Here is a 17558-nt window from a genome sequence, read left to right on the forward strand (position 1 = left end):
GTATGACGCATCTCAATCCCACATTTGCTGAACTCGGAGTCCGCGACGAAATCGTGCGCGCACTCGCCGAGGACGGCAAGCAACATCCATTTGCCATTCAAGAGCTGACCATGCCGATGGCGCTGGCCGGCGACGACCTGATCGGCCAGGCCCGCACCGGCATGGGCAAGACGCTGGCCTTCGGTGTGCCGATGCTGCAGCGCATCACCACCGACGCCGACCGCCCCCTGACCGGCGTCCCGCGGGCGCTTGTGGTCGTGCCCACCCGCGAGTTGTGTCTGCAGGTGTACGGCGACCTGGCGGCCGCCGGGAAGTACCTCACGGTCGGCGACCGCAAGCTGTCGGTCACCTCGATTTACGGCGGACGGCCCTACGAGGGCCAGATCGAGGCGCTGGAGAAGGGCGTCGACGTCGTCGTCGGAACGCCCGGTCGCCTGCTCGACCTGGCCCAGCAGGGGCATCTGAAGTTGGGCGGACTGTCCATGCTGGTGCTCGACGAGGCCGACGAGATGCTCGACCTCGGCTTCCTGCCCGACATCGAGCGGATCCTGCGCCAGATTCCCGACAGCAGGCAATCGATGCTGTTCTCGGCGACGATGCCGGACCCGATCATCACGCTGGCCCGCACCTTCATGAACCAGCCGACGCACATCAGGGCCGAAGCTCCGCATTCGGCGGCCACCCACGACACCACCGAGCAGTTCGCCTACCGTGCGCACGCGCTGGACAAGGTGGAGATGGTCGCCCGCATCCTGCAGGCCGAGGGCCGCGGCGCCACGATGATCTTCACTCGCACCAAGCGCACCGCGCAGAAGGTCGCCGACGAACTCGCCGAGCGCGGGTTCAAGGTCGGCGCCGTGCACGGCGACCTCGGCCAGGCGGCCCGCGAGAAGTCGCTCAAGGCGTTCCGCACCGGCGATGTGGACGTGCTGGTCGCCACCGACGTCGCCGCCCGCGGCATCGACATCGACGACATCACCCACGTGATCAACTACCAGATCCCCGAGGACGAGCAGGCCTACGTGCACCGTATCGGCCGCACGGGCCGCGCGGGAAAGACCGGAATCGCGGTGACGCTGGTGGACTGGGACGAACTGGCACGTTGGACGATGATCGACAAGGCGCTCGGCCTCAACACACCCGATCCCGCCGAAACGTACTCCAGCTCGCCACATCTCTACAGCGAGCTGGGCATCCCCGCCGACGCCACCGGCAATGTCGGTGAGCCCGTCAAGGTGCAGAGCAAGCGCGCCCCGACGGAGAAGGCGGCCGACCGCCCCGCCCGCACCCGCGACCGGACCCGTCGCCGCACGCGCGGAGGCAAGCCGGCCGGCGGGCATCCCGAAGCGTCCACCTCACCCGAGCAGGAGTCCAGCGACGCCGGCGACAGTTCCGGTGACGTGGGTCCGGCCAAGCGTCGACGCCGGCGTCGGCCGCGCAAGGCCCCGGCCAGCACCGGCTAGCGAGGCGCCGGCGCGCGATGGTCAAACCCGAACGCCGCACCCGGACCGACGTGCTGGTGGCTCTGGCGATTGCCGTCGTGGTCGCGGTGACGGCCGGTTTGGTCTGGTGGACCAGCGACGCGCGGGCCACAATCAGCAGGCCGGCCGCTGCCCCGGTGCCGCCGCTCACCCCCGCCAAGGCGGTTCCGCAGTCGGTGCGCCAGTTGTGGACCGCACCCAGCGGGCGCACGACGAGGCCGCTCGTCGTCGGCGGCGCCGTGGTAACGGGTGACGGCAGCACGGTCCAGGGCCGCGATCCCGCGACGGGCGACACGCTGTGGAGCTATTCGCGTGACCTCGAGCTGTGTGGGGTCAGCTACGTCTACCAGTACGCGGTGGCGGTATACCCCGACATGCGCGGATGCGGCCAGGTCAGCACGATCGACGCCAAGACCGGCACACGGGGGCCGGCGCGGACCTCCTATGCCGATCCCGAGGTGAAGCTGACGTCGGACGGCACCGCCGTGCTCTCCGCGGGCGAGAGCCGACTCGAGCTGTGGCGCTCCGACATGGTTCGGATGATCAGCTACGGCGCGCTCGACGCCCGCATCAAACCGGACACCCCGGCGTCGCCGCTGTGCCGGTTGGTGTCGGCGCAGGCCAGTTCCAGCGCGGTGTCGGTGCTCGAGGCGTGCCCGCGGCAGCCCGATCTGCGCCTCACGCTGTTGCGACCCTCCGACGAGGAGGACACCCCGGAGTTGAAGTACGTGCCGCAGCCGGGCGTGTCGAAGGATTCCGGCGCGCGGGTGGTGGCGGTCGCCGACACCACGACCGCCGTCTACGTGCCCGCTCCCAAACCGGCGGTGAACATCGTCGACGAGACGGGCGCGACAATCGCCAGCACGGAGGTGGCCCGCCCGCCGTCGCCGCAGGCCACGATGTCGCGTGCGGGCGACCTGATCACCTGGTGGACCGGTGAGAGCGTAATGGTCTTCTCCGCCAACGGACTTCGCTACAAGTACACCGTCGCACCGGCGGGCGGCAACGTGCCGGTGGGGCCGGCGACGATCATGGCGGGCCGGTTGCTGGTGCCCGTCACGGGCGGCTACGACGTGTTCGATCCGGAGACCGGTCGGGGCGAACGCCATATTCCGGTGGCCCGGCCGCCGGGTTCGGCGCCGGTGGTGCCCGCGGTGGCCGGGTCGACGCTGCTCGAACTGCGCGGCGATCAGCTGGTGGCGCTCGGCTGATTTGTGATTTGGGTGTAGTTGGTCGCGGTGGACGCGACGAACTACACCGAAATCGCTAAATTTCGGGGGCGAATGTCGGCATCGGCTTGCCGGTCTTCCAGTGCTTCAGCAGCGCCGCGGCCAACTCGCGGTAGGCGTGCGCGCCCTTGTTCTTGCGACTGGCCAGCACCGAAGCCCCCGAGGCGCTGGCTTCGGCGAACCGGACGGTGCGCGGAATCGGCGGCGCCAGCACCGGCAGGTCGTAGCGGTCGGCGACGTCGAGCAGCACGTCGCGGCTGTGCGTCGTGCGCGAGTCGTACAGCGTCGGTAGCGCCCCCAGCAGATTCAGATCGGCGTTGGTGATCGCCTGGACGTCGGCGATGGTGCGCAGGAACTGCCCGACGCCGCGGTGCGCCAGCGTCTCACACTGCAGCGGCACGATCACGTCGTCGGCGGCGGTCAGCCCGTTGAGGGTGAGCACGCCGAGAGACGGCGGACAGTCGACGATCACCACGTCGTAGCCGGTGTCGGAAAGCTTGGCCAGCGCACGCTTGAGCGCGTACTCCCGGCCGGCGCGCATCAGCAGCATCGCCTCGGCGCCCGCGAGGTCGATGTTGGCCGGCAGCAGTGTCATGCCCTCCGGGGTGTCGAGCAGCGCGGCGTCGGGTTCGACCTCGCCGAGCAGCACCTCGTGAATCGACACCGGCAGCTTGTCGGGGTCGTGGCCCAGCGAGAACGTCAACGACCCCTGCGGGTCGAGGTCCACCACCAGGACCCGCTTGCCGTCCTCCTGGATCGCCGCACCCAACGACGCCACCGTCGTCGTCTTGGCTACCCCACCCTTTTGATTGGCGACCACAAGTACCCGAGTCACGATGCTCATCGTTGCACGGGCAGGTACGTCGCGACGGGCCGTGCGGCAGAATCAGTGAGCGTGGGCCTTCTGCAGCACCGCCTGGTATTGCTTCGTCACGGCGAGACGGAGTGGTCGAAGAGCGGTCGGCACACCGGCCGCACCGACCTCGAACTCACCGAAACCGGGCGCGAACGCGCCAAGCTGGCGGCCGAAGTGCTGGCCCAACTCGAGCTCGACAACCCGCTGGTGCTCAGCAGTCCGATGCGGCGCGCCGCGGACACCGCCGAACTGGCCGGGCTGACCGTCGACGAAGTATCGCCGCTCCTGCAGGAATGGGACTACGGCCGCTACGAGGGGCTGACGACGCCACAGATCCGTCAGACCGTCCCCGACTGGTTGATCTGGACGCACGGCGCCGACGGCGGCGAGAGCGTCGCGCAGGTCACCCAACGCGCGGACCGCGCCGTCGAGTTGGCGCTGACACACATGGATTCACGCGACGTGGTGTTCGTCGGACATGCACACTTTTCCCGCTCGGTGATGGCGCGATGGGTCGAGATGCCGGTGGGCGAAGGGATCCGATTCGCGATGGCGCCGGCCTCGCTCGCGGTGCTCGGCTTCGAGCACGCCATCCGGCAGGTCATCGCGCAGGGGCTGACCGGCCACCGGGATCCGTGTAAGCCACGGTGACTCGCGAGCCGTCCTTCGTCCTGGCCTCCCGCGGTGCCGTCGTCGCGGAGGGGGTGCACACCGCATTCCCGAAAGTCGCCGACGCGCGCGCCGCGCTTGCGTCGCACAGCGCTCCGATCATCGTGGGCGCGTTGCCTTTCGACATGACCAAACCGGCGGCCCTGATCCGGCCGCAGAGTGTTCAGTTTCTCGACGCGTTGCCGGAGTGGGCGCTTCGTCCGCTGCCCGACGTGCGGATCGCCGAGACGCTGCCGGATCCGGACGAACATCGCTCGCGGGTCGCCGCGGCGGTGGACCGGCTGAACAATCCGTCGAGCGGGCTGCACAAGGTCGTGCTGGCCCGCGCGCTGCGGTTGGCCGCCGGCGGCCCGCTGGACGCGCGCACCGTCCTGCACCGGCTCGTCAGCGCGGACCCGGCGGCCAACGGCTACCTCGCCGATCTGACCGCGGCGGGCGGCGGTTACTCGGGGGCGGTGCTGGTGGGCGTGAGCCCGGAACTGCTGGTGGCCCGCCGCGGCGATCAGGTGGTCTGCGCGCCGTTCGCCGGATCGGCGCCCCGCTCCCCGGACCCGGACACCGACGAGGCGAACGGTGCGGCGCTGGCCGCATCCGCGAAGAACCGCCACGAACACCAGCTGGTGGTCGACACGATCCGCGACTTGCTCGAGCCGCTGTGCGCGGATCTCGACGTCGCAGCCGAGCCGGCACTGCGCAAGACCGACGCGGTGTGGCATCTGGCCACCCGTATCACCGGCCGGCTGCGCGAAAAGTCCACTTCCGCATTGGATCTGGCGATCGCCCTGCACCCAACCCCCGCGGTCGGCGGTGTGCCCACGGCCGACGCGGCCGACCTGATCGCCGAACTGGAGGGTGACCGCGGCTTCTACGCCGGCGCCGTCGGCTGGTGCGATCAGCGCGGCGACGGCCGCTGGGTGGTGTCGATCCGGTGCGCGCAGCTGTCGGCGGATCGCCGCACCGCCGAAGCGTATTCCGGTGGCGGCATCGTCGCCGAGTCCGATCCCGACGACGAACTCGACGAAACCACAACGAAATTCAACACCATCCTCACCGCTCTGGGTGTCGACCCGTGGCCGAGCTGATCCGCCGGGTGCGGCCGGGCGACGAGCCCGAACTGACGGCAATGATCCACGAACTCGCCGAGTTCGAACACGCCGCGCACGAATGCACCGTCACCGAAAACCAGTTGAGCCGAGCGCTTTTCACCGATCCTGCGACCTTGCAGGGCCACATCGCCGAGGTCGACGGGCAGGCCGCCGCGGCCGCGTTGTGGTTTCGCAGCTTCTCCACGTGGGACGGCGTCGAGGGCATCTACCTCGAAGACCTGTATGTGCGGCCGCAATTCCGCCGGCGCGGGCTGGCCCGCAAGCTGCTGGCCACCCTGGCCCGAGAATGCGTCGAACACGGATACAGTCGGCTGTCGTGGGCGGTGCTCGACTGGAACGTCAACGCGATCGCGCTCTACGACGCCGTCGGCGGCAAGCCGCAGACCGACTGGATCACCTACCGGGTTTCGGGACCCGAACTGTCGGCGCTGTCCGCGGAATCGCCCTGAGCACCCACCCACTGCAGCGCGGACGGGCTGAACAGCAGACCAAGCGTCACCACCGCCACGACGCCGAGCGCAACTGCGTAGACCCACTGGTGCGAACCCACACCCATGTACCAGACCACCGGCAGCAACAGCAGTTGCGCGAACACCGCGATGCCGCGACCCCACCGCCTGCCCGTCCACAACGCCCAGGCTGCGGCCAGCACCGCCGAGCCCATGATCGCGAACCACAGCGCGGTGCCGTACTTGTTCAGCCCCGATTCCTCGGCCCCGCCGAACCCGCTCACGAGGTAGACCAAGGCTGCCGCCAGCGCGACGACGCCCTCCGCGGCAACGAGGGCAGCGGCCTGCCGCACGGTCGTCGGTGAGGGAACGATCACGTCGTCGAGCGTAGAGGGTGCGGCGCGCCCCTTCAGTAGGCTCGGAGTCCGTGCGCGCCGTGCTGATCGTGAACCCCAATGCCACGTCGACGACTCCGGCCGGGCGCGACCTGCTGGCCCACGCGCTGGAGAGCCGGGTGAAGCTGACCGTCGCGCACACCGACCACCGTGGGCACGCCATCGAGATCGCCCGCGACTCGGCGCGCGCCGGTGTCGACGTGCTGATCGTGCACGGTGGCGACGGCACGGTGAACGAAGTGGTCAACGGCGTTCTCGAGATCAACGGCCCAGGCGCCGCCGCCCCGGCGGTCGGCGTCGTCCCAGGTGGCTCCGCCAACGTGTTCGCGCGCGCGCTGGGAATCAGCCCCGACCCGATCGAGGCGACCAATCAGCTGGTCGACCTGTTGTCGGGGTACCGGCACCGCAGGGAATGGCGGCGGATCGGCCTGATGGACTGCGGTGAACGGTGGGGGGTGTTCACCGCGGGCATGGGTGTCGACGGTGACGTGGTGGCTGCCGTCGAGGCCCAGCGCGCGAAGGGCCGGAAAGTCACCGCCTCCCGCTATGTGCGCGTCGCCATCCGGGAGGTGCTGACCAGCGCCCGTAAGGAACCGTCGCTGACGCTGCATCTCCCCGACCGCGAACCGGTCGATGCCGTCCATTTCGCGTTCGTGTCCAACGCCAGTCCATGGACCTACGCCAACGCCAGACCGGTGTGGACGAATCCGACCACGACGTTCGAGACCGGCCTGGGCGTGTTCGCCACGACCAGCATGAACGTGTGGGCGAACCTGAGGCTGGTGCGGCGAATGCTGGCGAAGAAGCCGCGTATCGAGGCCAAGCACCTCATCCGCGACGATGACCTGCCCTGGCTGCAGGTGACCAGCGAGACACCGGTTGCGTGTCAGATCGACGGTGATTACGTGGGCATGCGGGACTCGATGAGGTTCACTTCGGTCCCGGATGCGCTGGGCGTGCTTGCGCCGGCCCTAGAGAACGCCTCTGACCTGCGGTGATACGTTCGCGGCGTAAGATTCGAGGCGCAGTTGGATCGAGTCTAGTACAGGCGAGTGGGTGATATGCGAAGCCACCCGGCTAGTGACATTGCGCACTTGTTAACTCACGAGTATTGACATCTGTCCAGCCTGTGAAAGCATCGAAGCAACGTTGCAAAAACATTCAATGTGCACGCGTTAAACAGCCGAAGAAATAAGCGTGCGCTGCGCTGCGCACACTGGACATATCTTGACGAGGAGTTTGATCTTATGGATTGGCGCCACAAGGCGGTCTGTCGCGATGAAGATCCGGAGCTGTTCTTCCCGGTGGGGAACAGCGGCCCGGCACTCGCTCAGATCGCTGACGCGAAGCTCGTCTGTAACCGTTGCCCGGTGACCACCGAGTGCCTTACCTGGGCATTGGAGTCCGGACAGGACGCAGGCGTGTGGGGCGGCATGAGCGAGGACGAGCGTCGCGCGCTGAAGCGGCGCAACGCTCGCACCAAGGCTCGCAGCGGAGTCTGAGTTCGCGTCCAGCACCAACCTTTACGGCCCCGACATTTGTCGGGGCCGTATCTTTGTGCGAATTCAATTTGGCCAATTCGCCACATTGCGAATAGATGGGCCAATTAGCGAATGGCGAACAGTTCTACTGGGCGGCGCGCCGCGGGCGACCCAGCGGCACACGCAACACGACGTCGGTCCCGCCGGTGGGGACCTCGTGCATGTCCAGCGACCCGTCCAGTTCCGCCGACACCAGCGTCCGCACGATCTGAAGACCCAGCCGGTCGGCTCTCTCCAGGCTGAACCCGTCGGGCAGTCCGCGCCCGTCGTCGTGGACGACCACGTCGAGCCACCTCGCCGACCGTTCGGCCCGGATCGTCACGCCGCCCTGTCTGGTCCCAGGCTCGAATGCGTGCTCGATAGCGTTCTGCACCAGCTCAGTGATGACCATGACCAGCGCGGTGGCGCGATCGGCATCAAGCACGCCCAGATCACCCACCCGGTTGATGCGAATCGGACTGTCCACTGCCGCAACGTCATTCATCATCGGCAGGATTCGGTCCACGACCTCGTCGAGGTTGACCTCCTCATCCACCGACATCGAGAGCGCGTCGTGCACCAGCGCGATCGATGACACCCGTCGCACCGATTCCATCAACGCCTCGCGGCCTTCGTCGTTGTTGGTGCGGCGGGCCTGCAGGCGCAGCAGTGCCGCGACGGTCTGCAGGTTGTTCTTCACGCGGTGATGGATCTCCCGGATCGTGGCGTCCTTCGACAGCAGCGCACGGTCGCGACGCTTGACCTCGGTCACGTCGCGGATCAACACCGCCGCGCCGACGGCCTTGCCGTGCGCCACCAGCGGGAGCGTGCGCATCAGCACGGCGGCACCGCCGGCGTCGACCTCCATGCGCATGCTGGACCCGCCGGCCAGCGAGTCGCCCACGTGGTTCGCCAGCTCCTGCGCCTCGAACGGGTCGCCTATCAAGGGACGCGTGACCGTGACGAGGTTGTGGCCACCCAGTTCGGCGGCCAACCCCATCCGGTGGTAGGCCGAGATCGCGTTCGGGCTGGCGAAGGTGACCACCCCCGTCTCGTCGAGCCGGATGAACCCGTCACCGACACGTGGGCTCGACCGCGACATTGCCAGGTCTCCGACGTTCGGGAAGGTGCCCTCGGCCAACATGTGCAGCAGATCGCGCGCACAGTCGAGATACGCGACTTCCAGCGGGCTGGCTTTGCGGGAGGCCAGAGCGGTCTGATGGGTCAACACCGCGACGACCTCTTCCTTGTACCGAACAGGCACTGCCTCGACGTTGAGACCGGGTGAAACCTGTTGTCCCGCACCGTCTCCCACGACGATCTCACCCGAGGTGAACGCCGCAGCGACGACGGGCAGCGCGTCGGCCCCGGCCAGCGTGCTGACCGCGTCGGCCAGTAGCACCGTCGGGGCGGTGTTCGGCCGCACCTGCGCCACGCAGACCAGCGAGCCGTCGTCGCGGCGAACCCACATCAGGTAATCGGCGAACGACAGGTCGGCGAGCAACTGCCACTCGCCCACCACCGCATGCAGATGATCGACCGCGTTGCCGGGCAGCATGGTGTGCTCGGCGAGCAGGTCACCGAGGGTGGACATCGCGGCTTACTTCCTGCGGCGGATCACGCGGACGCGGTGATCAGCTGATCACCGCGATGAGGTCACCGGCCTGGATGACGTCGCCGACGGCGACGCTGACCTTGCTCACGGTGCCCGCCACCTCGGCCAGCACCGGAATCTCCATTTTCATCGACTCCAGCAGCACAAGGGTGTCGCCTTGGCCGATCTGATCGCCCTCGCTCACCACGACCTCGAGCACACTGGCCACGATCTCAGCGCGAACGTCCTCGGCCATCCTCACCCCACTCATTCCGCTGCTGTAAATGCCTATCGGCCTACATCGAACCACATGACCGGCCCGTCAGCGGTGTCGCCGGGCCATGAGACAATGGTCCCGACGCGCCCGCCGGAGGTGGGCCGAGCAATCCCCCAGATTATTCGGAGGTAGACCATGGCCAAGCGTGGCCGGAAGAAGCGCGACCGCAAGCACAGCAAGGCCAACCACGGTAAGCGGCCGAACGCCGGTTCGAAGTCGGTGCGCTAGTCGGGTCGAATGTCGGCCCGCGTGTCGCTAACCGCGCCGAATGATCGTCGTGCGGCTGATCTCGATGCGCAGCCGCTCTCGCAGGCTTTCGGGCGCCCGGTCGCCGCTGCACTTCTTCGCGATCAGCTTCTTGACCCGCTCCTCAACGCCGTAGTGCCGTAGACACGCCGGACAGTCTTCGAGGTGCTGGCGCAGTTTGTCCCGGGTCTCGGGCGTGCATTCACCGTCGAGCAACGTCCACACCTCGGCGATGACCGCCGCGCATTCGGGGTGCTCGGGGTCGACCGGGCGCTGCCAGCGCTCTTCGTCCGAGAACGAGCTCATGACGAGACCTCCTCGGGCGTGTCCATCTGCTGTCCCCGCATGAAGCCGCGCTCCCTGGCCACGTTGGCCAGCAGTTCGCGCAGCTGGCGCCTGCCTCGGTGCAACCGCGACATCACCGTGCCTATCGGCGTGTCCATGATCTCGGCGATCTCCTTATAAGGGAAGCCCTCGACGTCGGCGTAGTAGACCGCCATCCGGAAATCCTCCGGTAGCGCCTGCAGCGCTTCCTTGATCTCGTTGTCCGGCAGCAACTCGAGCGCCTCGACCTCGGCTGAGCGCAGCCCGGTCGACGAGTGCTCGGCATTGGCGGCGAGCTGCCAGTCGGTGATCTCCTCGGTCGGATACTCCGAGGGCTGGCGCTGCTTCTTGCGGTAGCTGTTGATGTAGGTGTTGGTCAGGATGCGGTACAGCCACGCCTTGAGGTTGGTGCCCTCGCGGAACGACCGGAAGCCGGCGTAAGCCTTCACCATGGTTTCCTGCAGCAGGTCCTCGGCGTCGGCCGGGTTGCGCGTCATGCGCAGGGCGCCGCCGTACAACTGGTCGAGCAGCGGAATCGCATCACGCTCGAAGCGCGCGGTCAGCTCGGCGTCGGTCTCCTGCGGCGGCGAGGTATCCGGCTCTGTCTCCGGCGCCGTATCGCGCGTTGACCCGTCGGAGTCGGTCATCGTGGGGAACACCGTCCCTTCTGTCGCGGTGCCACCGAACAAGCCCGGCATATCCACCGGGCGCACGGGGAAGTCCATGGCCAGCGTTGGCACACCTGACTCCCTTCACTCATCGTAGAGGTTGAGACCGACACGTTTTCTGGCCGCCGAGTCCTCGCGGCATTGCAGTCATCGTCAATAACAGCGGTCCCCGCCGCGGTTGTTCCCAGAATCCCGACCTCTGCGCGTGCGCCGCTCCGGCGCGGTGCCCCTGACCGGTGCGAAACTGCATTCGAGCAGGCCGCCACTCGGCCTTTCGCTGCTGGAACACAGTTTCGCGGCCCGCTCGGTGCTGCGGCCGAGGGCGGCATAGGGTGACGCCATGTCGCTCAACGGGAAGACCATGTTCATCTCCGGCGCGAGCCGCGGTATCGGCCTGGCGATCGCCAAGCGCGCGGCGGCCGACGGCGCCAACATCGCATTGATCGCCAAGACCGCCGAACCGCATCCCAAGTTGCCCGGCACGGTCTACACCGCGGCGAAGGAGCTGGAGGAGGCCGGCGGACAGGCATTGCCCATCGTGGGCGACATCCGCGATGGTGACTCGGTTGCCTCGGCGGTCGCCAAGACCGTCGAGCAGTTCGGCGGCATCGACATCTGCGTCAACAACGCCTCGGCGATCAACCTCGGCTCGATCACCGAGGTCCCGCTGAAGCGGTTCGACCTGATGAACGGTATCCAGGTGCGGGGCACGTATGCCGTTTCGCAGGCGTGCATTCCGCACATGGTGGGCCGGGAGAACCCGCACATTCTGACGCTGTCGCCGCCGGTGCGACTCGAGCCGGAGTGGCTCAAACCGACCGCTTACATGATGGCCAAATACGGCATGTCGCTGTGCGCGTTGGCGATCGCCGAGGAGCTGCGCGACGAGGGCATCGCCTCCAACACCCTGTGGCCGCGGACGCTGGTGGCCACGGCCGCGGTGCAGAACCTGCTCGGCGGCGAGGAGGCGATGGGGCGTGCCCGCAAGCCCGACGTCTACGCCGACGCCGCGTACGTGATCCTCAACAGGCCGGCCCGCGAGTACACCGGGAACTCTGCGCTGTGTGAGGACGTGCTGCTCGAGTCGGGCGTGACCGATCTGTCGGTGTACAACTGCGTACCGGGCGCCGAACTCGGCGTCGACCTGTGGGTCGACACGCCCAACCCACCGGGATACCAGGGTCCGTGACGCCGGTCACGCCGCGCAGAGTTCGACGCCGAGCAGGTTGGCCGGCCAGAACGCCGCGGTGAGCATGAAGGCGCCGATGTCCGAGCCCGCCGGAATCCGGGTGCGCAGTGCGGTGTCGATCAACTGCACCTGTTCGGCGTCGAAGAAGGCCCACGCCAGACCGATCAGCAGGTAGGGAATCGCCAGCCACATCGCGACCTCGATCATCGCCTCGACACTGACGCGACGGCTCAGCAGGCGGCGCAGCGCCGCCATACCAGCGCCCTGTGTGTGCGGACGCGGCGGCGCACATCGGCGAGCAGCACGTAGCTGCCGCCTCGCCGGACGAACACCGGCAGAAATCTGTTGACCAAAGCGACTGTCAGAAACAGCATCTCGAAGTGAAACTGCCTGAAGCCGCTCCACCGCAGGCCCATTTGCTCCCGGAACACCGGCGCGAGGAAGCCGGTGGTGAGGAACTTCAGCAGCGGCCGGAACGGCAGCGCCAGCAGCGGATTGATCATGCGCAGGTTCACCATGTCGAGCAGGTAATTCCGCACCCGGTCGTCGATCGAAACCCGTTGACACGCGCCGCGCCAATAGTCGTCGAACTCGGCGCGGGTCGGCGGCCACTGCTCCTCGGTCACCTGCAAGGTGGTGCCCAGCGGCCAGGCGGACCGGTAGAACTGATCGGCCTGTTGAGGTGTCAGCTCGCCACGCAGCAGCTGATACGTGTCCTCCAGTCCGACGAAAAGGCAAGCGGCGACCCACATCTGCAGTTCGCGGTCGAATGCGTTGTACCGGACCGGGCTTTCGGCGGTCGACTTGACGTGCCGGTGTGAGGAGTTGACCGCCTCGCGGAACGCGGCGCGATCGTCGGGTGTGCCGAGCACGGCCACGGCGAGGTACTGGAACGTCGTCCTCGCCCGCTTCCAGGGGTGCTTGAGCAGGTTTCCGGAATCGACCTTGCTTTCGGCGACGCCGTGGCCCACCTCCGGCCAGGACAGCTGCATGACGACGTTGGCCGCACCCGCGGCGAAGGCCCAGAAGTCCATGGCCTCCGCGGCGGTGACCGGCTCGGTGTCCCATCGCGCGGTGCGACGGCGCACGGTGATGCGGTAGCGGTCGGTCATGCGACGCACACCGCGGAGAAGACCATTGCCGGCCAGAACGCGATCGTCGCGATGAGCTGGCCGAGCCACGAAAGGCCCGTGCCGTCCAGCTGGTCGCGGTTCAGCGCCGTCCAGACCACGCCGATGACGAGGTAGGGTGCGGCGAGCATGAGTGCGGTGCCGATCCACTCGGCGATGGTCATCTCGAAGGTCAGGACCTTCCTCACTGCGCTGAGCACCCCTGCTCCCTCCAGTTACCCGATGCGGTCACTATGTTAATGACCATTCAGGCGTGAGCAGGTCGATTCGCCCAGACGGAATTGTCTGACGTGAACGCGGCGCGGGCTCACTTCAGCATCGAACGCACGCTGTCGGAAAAGGCGGCGGTGGTGAAGCACGTCGGCTCGGCGAACTCCTCGAGCGTGAGCGCGTCGGCCCAGTCGGCGTCGGCGGCGGTGCGAAGCAGCGGCTTGGCCATTGCGACCGTGTGCGGCGGCATCGCGCCGATTCGCGAGCACCACTCGTCGGCGGCGGCCAACAGCCGATCGTGTTCGACCACCTCCTGGACCAGGCCGAGGCGCTGGGCCTCGCGGGCGTCGATGTGCACGCCGCGCAGGTAGAACGCGAGCGCCCCCTGGTAGCCCAGGATTCGGGTCAGCGCCCAACTCGTGCCCACCTCCGGTATCAGCCCCAACCGCCCGAATGCCGGGACAATCACGGCACGCTCGCTGGCGATCACCAGATCACATGTCAGCGCCCAGGCCAGCCCGACGCCGGCCGCCGCTCCGTTGAGCGCGGCCACGAAGATTGTGTCCGATCCGGCGATCAGCCTTGCGATGCCGCCGAATTCGCGACGGATCCAGCGCCAGACGTCGGCTGTGCCCTCCGGCGCGTCGAGTTGGTCGATCGCCGCGTCCATCATCTGCAGATCGCCTCCGGCGCTGAAGCCCGGATCGGCGCCGGTGAGCACGACGGAGCGCACGTCAGGGTCGGCATCCAGTTCGACGAGCGCGGATCGCAATTGCCGCACCAGTGGGGCCGACAGCACGTTGAGCCGCTGCGGTTCGTCGAGCGTGACCAGCGCTCTGTCGGCGCGGCGCTCAACTCGCAACCGCACCGGCGCGGCGGGGTCGTCGCCGGCGGCGACCATCGTCCGGTACAGCGAATCGGCCTTCTCGGTCATGACACATCCTCCTCGATGTCGTTGGCACGCAACGCCGCCCACGCGGCATTCGCGACGATCTCACCCGTCCCCGGAGACATCCGCTTCGCCGGTCCGACCGAGTGCCGGTACGTCAGAGCAGGGTGCCTTGCTCGGTCTGCGGTTCCACCGGCTCGATCAGCTCCGGACCGTTGTTGCGGACGCTGTTCACCAGCCGAGACACCTCCCGGATCTCGATGCGGTCCAGATCGCCGTGGCCGCGCAGCACGCCTTCGTCGATCGGCGCGTCGGGGTCCAGCCAGCGGTCCCAGTCGCGTTGGCTGACGGTCAGCGGCATCCGGTCGTGGATCCCGGCGAGCGGACCCGCGGCGTCGGTGGTGATGATCGCGCAACTGAGCAGCGGCTGGGAATCCTTCGGAGCCCCCTTGGGCCGCCACGTCGACCACAACCCCGCCATGAACAGCGGCTCACCGTCGCCGGCATACATGAAAAATGGCGTCTTGGCGCCTTTCTCGCCCTGCCACTCGTACCAGCCGTCCATCGGCACCAAACAGCGCTTGCTCTTGGCCGAGGTGCGAAACACCGGCGAGGTGGTCAGCTTGTCGGAGCGGGCGTTGATCAACAGTGGGCCCTTGGTTTCCGGGGCGCCCTCCTCGGTGGACTTGGCCCAGGGCGGCACCAGGCCCCAGCGCATCGACCGCAGCCGCCGGGTGGCCTCATCGTCGGGTTCGGTGTGCCGCTTGACCACGGTGCTGATCGTCGTGGTCGGGGCGACGTTGTAGTTGGGCCGCGTCGGCTCCTTACCGGAGGTCGTCTCGTCGATCGCCTTGATTTTCTCGGCCAGCAGCGCCGGGTCGGTGGTCACCGCGAAACGTCCACACATGAATCCCATGGTGGCACGCGGAGCCGACAAGGGAAGATGGGAGCCGTGAGCGTGCGCGGAGACCGAGAACTGGCGGCCTGGTCGGCACCGTCGACGTCGAGTCCGGTGCATGCGACGGTCACCGTCCCGGGCTCCAAGTCGCAGACGAACCGGGCGCTGGTGCTGGCGGCGCTGGCCACCGCGAACGGCGAGTCGACGATCAGCGGCGCGCTGCGCAGCCGCGACACCGACCTGATGGTCGGTGCGCTGCACGCGCTCGGCGTGACGGTCGGCGGCCTCGGCGACGAGCTGAGCATCGGCGGAGAACTGGCGCCGCCCGACGGTGCGCGTATCGACTGTGGGCTGGCGGGCACGGTGCTGCGGTTCGTTCCGCCCGTCGCGGCCCTGAGCAGCGCGACGGTGACGTTCGACGGCGACGAGCAGGCCCGCACCCGCCCGATCGCGCCCCTGCTCGACGCGTTGCGCGGCCTCGGCGTCGACATCGACGGCGACGGGCTGCCGTTCGCCGTGCGGGGCGCCGGAGCGGTCGCGGGAGGCACCGTCGAGATCGACGCGTCGGCGTCCTCGCAGTTCGTCTCCGGCCTGCTGCTCTCCGGTGCGGGGTTCCGCGACGGACTGACGATCGTGCACACCGGTGAGTCGGTGCCGTCGGCCCCGCATGTGGCGATGACGGTCGCGATGCTGCGCGACGCCGGCGTCCACGTCGACGACAGCAAGCCCAACAAGTGGCGGGTGTCGCCGGGGCCCGTCGCCGCGCGGCACTGGGTCATCGAGCCCGACCTGTCCAACGCGGTGCCGTTCCTCGCCGCAGCGGTGGTCAGCGGCGGTACTGTGCGGTTGACCGGCTGGCCGCGCGTCAGCACACAACCAGCCGACACCATCGTCGCGATCCTGAAAAAGCTGGGATCGGCTGTGCAGCACGGTGACTCGTATCTAGAAGTACACGGAGCCCAGGTGTACGACGGCATCGACGTCGATCTGCACGAGGTCGGTGAACTGACACCGGCGGTTGCGGCGCTCGCCGCACTGGCCTCCCCCGGCTCGGTGTCGAAACTGTCGGGTGTCGCGCATCTCCGCGGACACGAAACCGATCGGTTGGCCGCGCTGTCGACCGAGATCAACGGCCTCGGCGGACACTGCGAGGAGACGGCCGACGGCCTGCTGATCACCGCCCGGCCGCTGCACGGCGGGCTGTGGCACTCCTACGCCGACCACCGGATGGCCACCGCGGGAGCCATTGTGGGGCTGCGGGTTCCCGGCGTCGCGGTGGAGGACATCGAGACCACCGCCAAGACGCTGCCCGGCTTTCCGCAGCTGTGGGCCGACATGCTGGCCGGACAGGCGAGGGAGGTGGGCCCGGCTTGAGTCGGCGCGAGTACGACGAGTCCGATGTCCGGGTGCGACCCGGCCGGGGCTCGCGGCCGCGGACCAAGACTCGGCCCGACCACGCCGACGCTCAGGAGGCGATGGTGGTGACCGTCGACCGGGGACGGTGGGGCTGCGCGCTCGGCGGCGACCCGGACCGCCGGGTCGTCGCGATGCGGGCGCGGGAGTTGGGCCGCACGCCGATCGTCGTCGGTGATGACGTCGGGATCGTCGGTGACCTGTCGGGCCGGCCGGACACGCTGGCCCGCATCGTGCGGCGCGGTGACCGGCGAACAGTGTTGCGCCGCACGGCCGATGACACCGATCCCAGCGAGCGCGTCGTCGTCGCCAACGCCGACCAGCTGTTGATCGTCGTCGCGCTCGCCGACCCGCCGCCCCGTGCCGGCCTGGTGGAGCGTGCGCTGATCGCCGCCTACGCCGGCGGGCTGGCGCCGATCCTGTGCCTGACCAAGACGGATCTCGCTGCTCCCGAGCCGTTTGCCGCGCAGTTCGCCGACCTCGATCTGACGGTCACCATCGCGGGCCGCGACGATCCGCTCGACGTGGTCGCGCCGCTCTTGGCCGACCGGGTCACCGTGCTGCTCGGCCACTCCGGAGTCGGTAAGTCGACTCTGGTGAATCGTCTTGTGCCGCAAGCTGAACGGGCGACCGGCGAGGTCACCGACGTCGGCAAGGGCAGGCACACGTCGACGCAATCCGTGGCGCTGCCGCTCAGCTTCGGGGGCTGGGTCATCGATACGCCGGGCATCCGGTCGTTCGGACTGGCCCACATCGAACCCGACGATGTACTGCTGGCCTTCTCCGACCTGGCCGAGGCGATCAAGGACTGTCCGCGGGGCTGCGGGCACATGGGTCCGCCCGCCGATCCCGAGTGCGCGCTCGACGCGCTGAGCGGTCCGGCGGTCGGCCGCGTCGGCGCGGCCCGGCGACTGCTGTCCGCGCTACACGACGCCGCGGCCTACTGAGCGGCCCAGCGCGCCGAGCGTGCGTGTTTGCACACGACACGCCGCCAATTTATCGACAAGCGCGCACC

The 17558-nt window shown here is 68.3% G+C and carries 22 protein-coding genes; 11 read left to right on the plus strand and 11 right to left on the minus strand.

The window, feature by feature from the left end; genetic code table 11:
• The first annotated feature begins 2 nt into the window (after positions 1-2).
• Together G6N18_RS09840 and G6N18_RS09845 are read left to right on the plus strand one after the other, a co-directional pair.
• Positions 3-1463, plus strand: a complete 1461-nt coding sequence (locus G6N18_RS09840) for a DEAD/DEAH box helicase (RefSeq protein WP_067219006.1) — start codon at positions 3-5, stop codon at positions 1461-1463.
• A gap of 17 nt (positions 1464-1480) precedes the next feature.
• Positions 1481-2692 (plus strand): Rv3212 family protein, encoded by a 1212-nt coding sequence (locus G6N18_RS09845; RefSeq protein ID WP_067219008.1) that lies wholly within the window; start codon positions 1481-1483, stop codon positions 2690-2692.
• Between the two features lie 55 nt (positions 2693-2747).
• Here the strand turns inward: G6N18_RS09845 and G6N18_RS09850 are convergent, their stop codons facing one another.
• Entirely contained in the window at positions 2748-3554 is an 807-nt protein-coding gene (locus G6N18_RS09850) for a ParA family protein (RefSeq protein ID WP_083004955.1), read from the minus strand.
• Between the two features lie 51 nt (positions 3555-3605).
• On the opposite strand from G6N18_RS09850, the gene G6N18_RS09855 reads away from it, so the two are divergent.
• Genes G6N18_RS09855 through G6N18_RS09865 form a run of 3 tightly spaced genes read left to right on the plus strand, consistent with a single transcriptional unit; the run spans position 3606 to position 5790 of the window.
• Positions 3606-4217 carry an acid phosphatase gene (locus G6N18_RS09855; RefSeq protein ID WP_083004951.1) on the plus strand — a complete coding sequence of 204 codons (612 nt, stop codon included), beginning with the start codon at positions 3606-3608 and terminating at the stop codon, positions 4215-4217.
• On the plus strand, positions 4214-5317 hold the full coding sequence (locus tag G6N18_RS09860) for an isochorismate synthase (protein WP_083004949.1): 1104 nt from the start codon (positions 4214-4216) through the stop codon (positions 5315-5317). Before G6N18_RS09855 ends, G6N18_RS09860 begins: the two co-directional genes overlap by 4 nt.
• The gene (locus G6N18_RS09865; protein WP_083004946.1) at positions 5305-5790 is read left to right on the plus strand and encodes a GNAT family N-acetyltransferase; all 486 of its coding nucleotides are present in this window, start codon (positions 5305-5307) and stop codon (positions 5788-5790) included. The genes G6N18_RS09860 and G6N18_RS09865 overlap by 13 nt, the downstream gene beginning before the upstream one ends.
• Here the strand turns inward: G6N18_RS09865 and G6N18_RS09870 are convergent.
• Positions 5739-6167 carry a hypothetical protein gene (locus G6N18_RS09870; protein ID WP_067219023.1) on the minus strand — a complete coding sequence of 143 codons (429 nt, stop codon included), beginning with the start codon at positions 6165-6167 and terminating at the stop codon, positions 5739-5741. The two genes, G6N18_RS09865 and G6N18_RS09870, sit on opposite strands and share 52 nt — an antisense overlap.
• Before the next feature lie 50 nt (positions 6168-6217).
• Here G6N18_RS09870 and G6N18_RS09875 point away from each other — a divergent pair, with 50 nt between their 5' ends.
• Together G6N18_RS09875 and whiB1 are read left to right on the plus strand one after the other, a co-directional pair.
• Positions 6218-7183 carry a diacylglycerol/lipid kinase family protein gene (locus G6N18_RS09875; RefSeq protein ID WP_083004943.1) on the plus strand — a complete coding sequence of 322 codons (966 nt, stop codon included), beginning with the start codon at positions 6218-6220 and terminating at the stop codon, positions 7181-7183.
• Positions 7184-7432: 249 nt separating this feature from the next.
• A complete protein-coding gene (gene whiB1 / locus G6N18_RS09880; RefSeq protein WP_014208822.1) occupies positions 7433-7687 on the plus strand; it encodes a transcriptional regulator WhiB1 in 255 nt (84 codons plus the stop codon).
• A 124-nt stretch (positions 7688-7811) separates the two neighbouring features.
• On the opposite strand, the gene G6N18_RS09885 is transcribed toward whiB1, so the two are convergent.
• Together G6N18_RS09885 and G6N18_RS09890 are read right to left on the minus strand one after the other, a co-directional pair.
• Entirely contained in the window at positions 7812-9299 is a 1488-nt protein-coding gene (locus G6N18_RS09885) for a two-component system sensor histidine kinase PdtaS (protein WP_083004940.1), read from the minus strand.
• Between the two features lie 40 nt (positions 9300-9339).
• Entirely contained in the window at positions 9340-9555 is a 216-nt protein-coding gene (locus G6N18_RS09890) for a biotin/lipoyl-binding carrier protein (RefSeq protein WP_067219034.1), read from the minus strand.
• Between the two features lie 156 nt (positions 9556-9711).
• On the opposite strand from G6N18_RS09890, the gene G6N18_RS24895 reads away from it, so the two are divergent.
• Positions 9712-9804: a 50S ribosomal protein bL37 gene (locus tag G6N18_RS24895; protein ID WP_003882799.1), complete on the plus strand. Its 93-nt coding sequence runs from the start codon at positions 9712-9714 to the stop codon at positions 9802-9804.
• A gap of 27 nt (positions 9805-9831) precedes the next feature.
• Here G6N18_RS24895 and rsrA read toward each other — a convergent pair whose 3' ends face one another.
• Positions 9832-10128, minus strand: coding sequence for a mycothiol system anti-sigma-R factor (gene rsrA / locus G6N18_RS09895; protein WP_083004937.1), 297 nt, complete (start codon positions 10126-10128; stop codon positions 9832-9834).
• Positions 10125-10793: a sigma-70 family RNA polymerase sigma factor gene (locus G6N18_RS09900; RefSeq protein ID WP_407663578.1), complete on the minus strand. Its 669-nt coding sequence runs from the start codon at positions 10791-10793 to the stop codon at positions 10125-10127. The genes rsrA and G6N18_RS09900 overlap by 4 nt, the downstream gene beginning before the upstream one ends.
• Positions 10794-11154: 361 nt before the next feature.
• Between G6N18_RS09900 and G6N18_RS09905 the strand changes: the two genes are divergently transcribed.
• Entirely contained in the window at positions 11155-12003 is an 849-nt protein-coding gene (locus tag G6N18_RS09905; protein ID WP_067219043.1) for an SDR family oxidoreductase, read from the plus strand.
• Positions 12004-12009: 6 nt separating this feature from the next.
• On the opposite strand, the gene G6N18_RS09910 is transcribed toward G6N18_RS09905, so the two are convergent.
• The 5 genes from G6N18_RS09910 to G6N18_RS09930 all read right to left on the minus strand — a co-directional run bounded on the left by G6N18_RS09910 (position 12010) and on the right by G6N18_RS09930 (position 15139).
• Entirely contained in the window at positions 12010-12258 is a 249-nt protein-coding gene (locus G6N18_RS09910; protein WP_083004924.1) for a hypothetical protein, read from the minus strand.
• Complete coding sequence (locus G6N18_RS09915) at positions 12234-13115, minus strand: oxygenase MpaB family protein (protein WP_083004923.1); 882 nt, start codon at positions 13113-13115, stop codon at positions 12234-12236. The genes G6N18_RS09910 and G6N18_RS09915 overlap by 25 nt, the downstream gene beginning before the upstream one ends.
• Entirely contained in the window at positions 13112-13333 is a 222-nt protein-coding gene (locus G6N18_RS09920) for a hypothetical protein (protein ID WP_234806217.1), read from the minus strand. Before G6N18_RS09920 ends, G6N18_RS09915 begins: the two co-directional genes overlap by 4 nt.
• 107 nt (positions 13334-13440) lie before the next feature.
• On the minus strand, positions 13441-14277 hold the full coding sequence (locus G6N18_RS09925; protein ID WP_083004921.1) for an enoyl-CoA hydratase/isomerase family protein: 837 nt from the start codon (positions 14275-14277) through the stop codon (positions 13441-13443).
• Between the two features lie 112 nt (positions 14278-14389).
• On the minus strand, positions 14390-15139 hold the full coding sequence (locus G6N18_RS09930) for an SOS response-associated peptidase (protein WP_083004998.1): 750 nt from the start codon (positions 15137-15139) through the stop codon (positions 14390-14392).
• 69 nt (positions 15140-15208) lie between these two features.
• On the opposite strand from G6N18_RS09930, the gene aroA reads away from it, so the two are divergent.
• Positions 15209-16504 carry a 3-phosphoshikimate 1-carboxyvinyltransferase gene (gene aroA, locus G6N18_RS09935; protein ID WP_234806219.1) on the plus strand — a complete coding sequence of 432 codons (1296 nt, stop codon included), beginning with the start codon at positions 15209-15211 and terminating at the stop codon, positions 16502-16504.
• Complete coding sequence (gene rsgA / locus G6N18_RS09940; RefSeq protein WP_083004916.1) at positions 16501-17490, plus strand: ribosome small subunit-dependent GTPase A; 990 nt, start codon at positions 16501-16503, stop codon at positions 17488-17490. Before aroA ends, rsgA begins: the two co-directional genes overlap by 4 nt.
• Positions 17491-17558: the final 68 nt, after the last annotated feature.

Origin of the sequence: Mycolicibacterium celeriflavum (assembly GCF_010731795.1) — a bacterium.
In the GTDB taxonomy this organism is placed as follows: Bacteria; Actinomycetota; Actinomycetes; order Mycobacteriales; family Mycobacteriaceae; genus Mycobacterium; species Mycobacterium celeriflavum.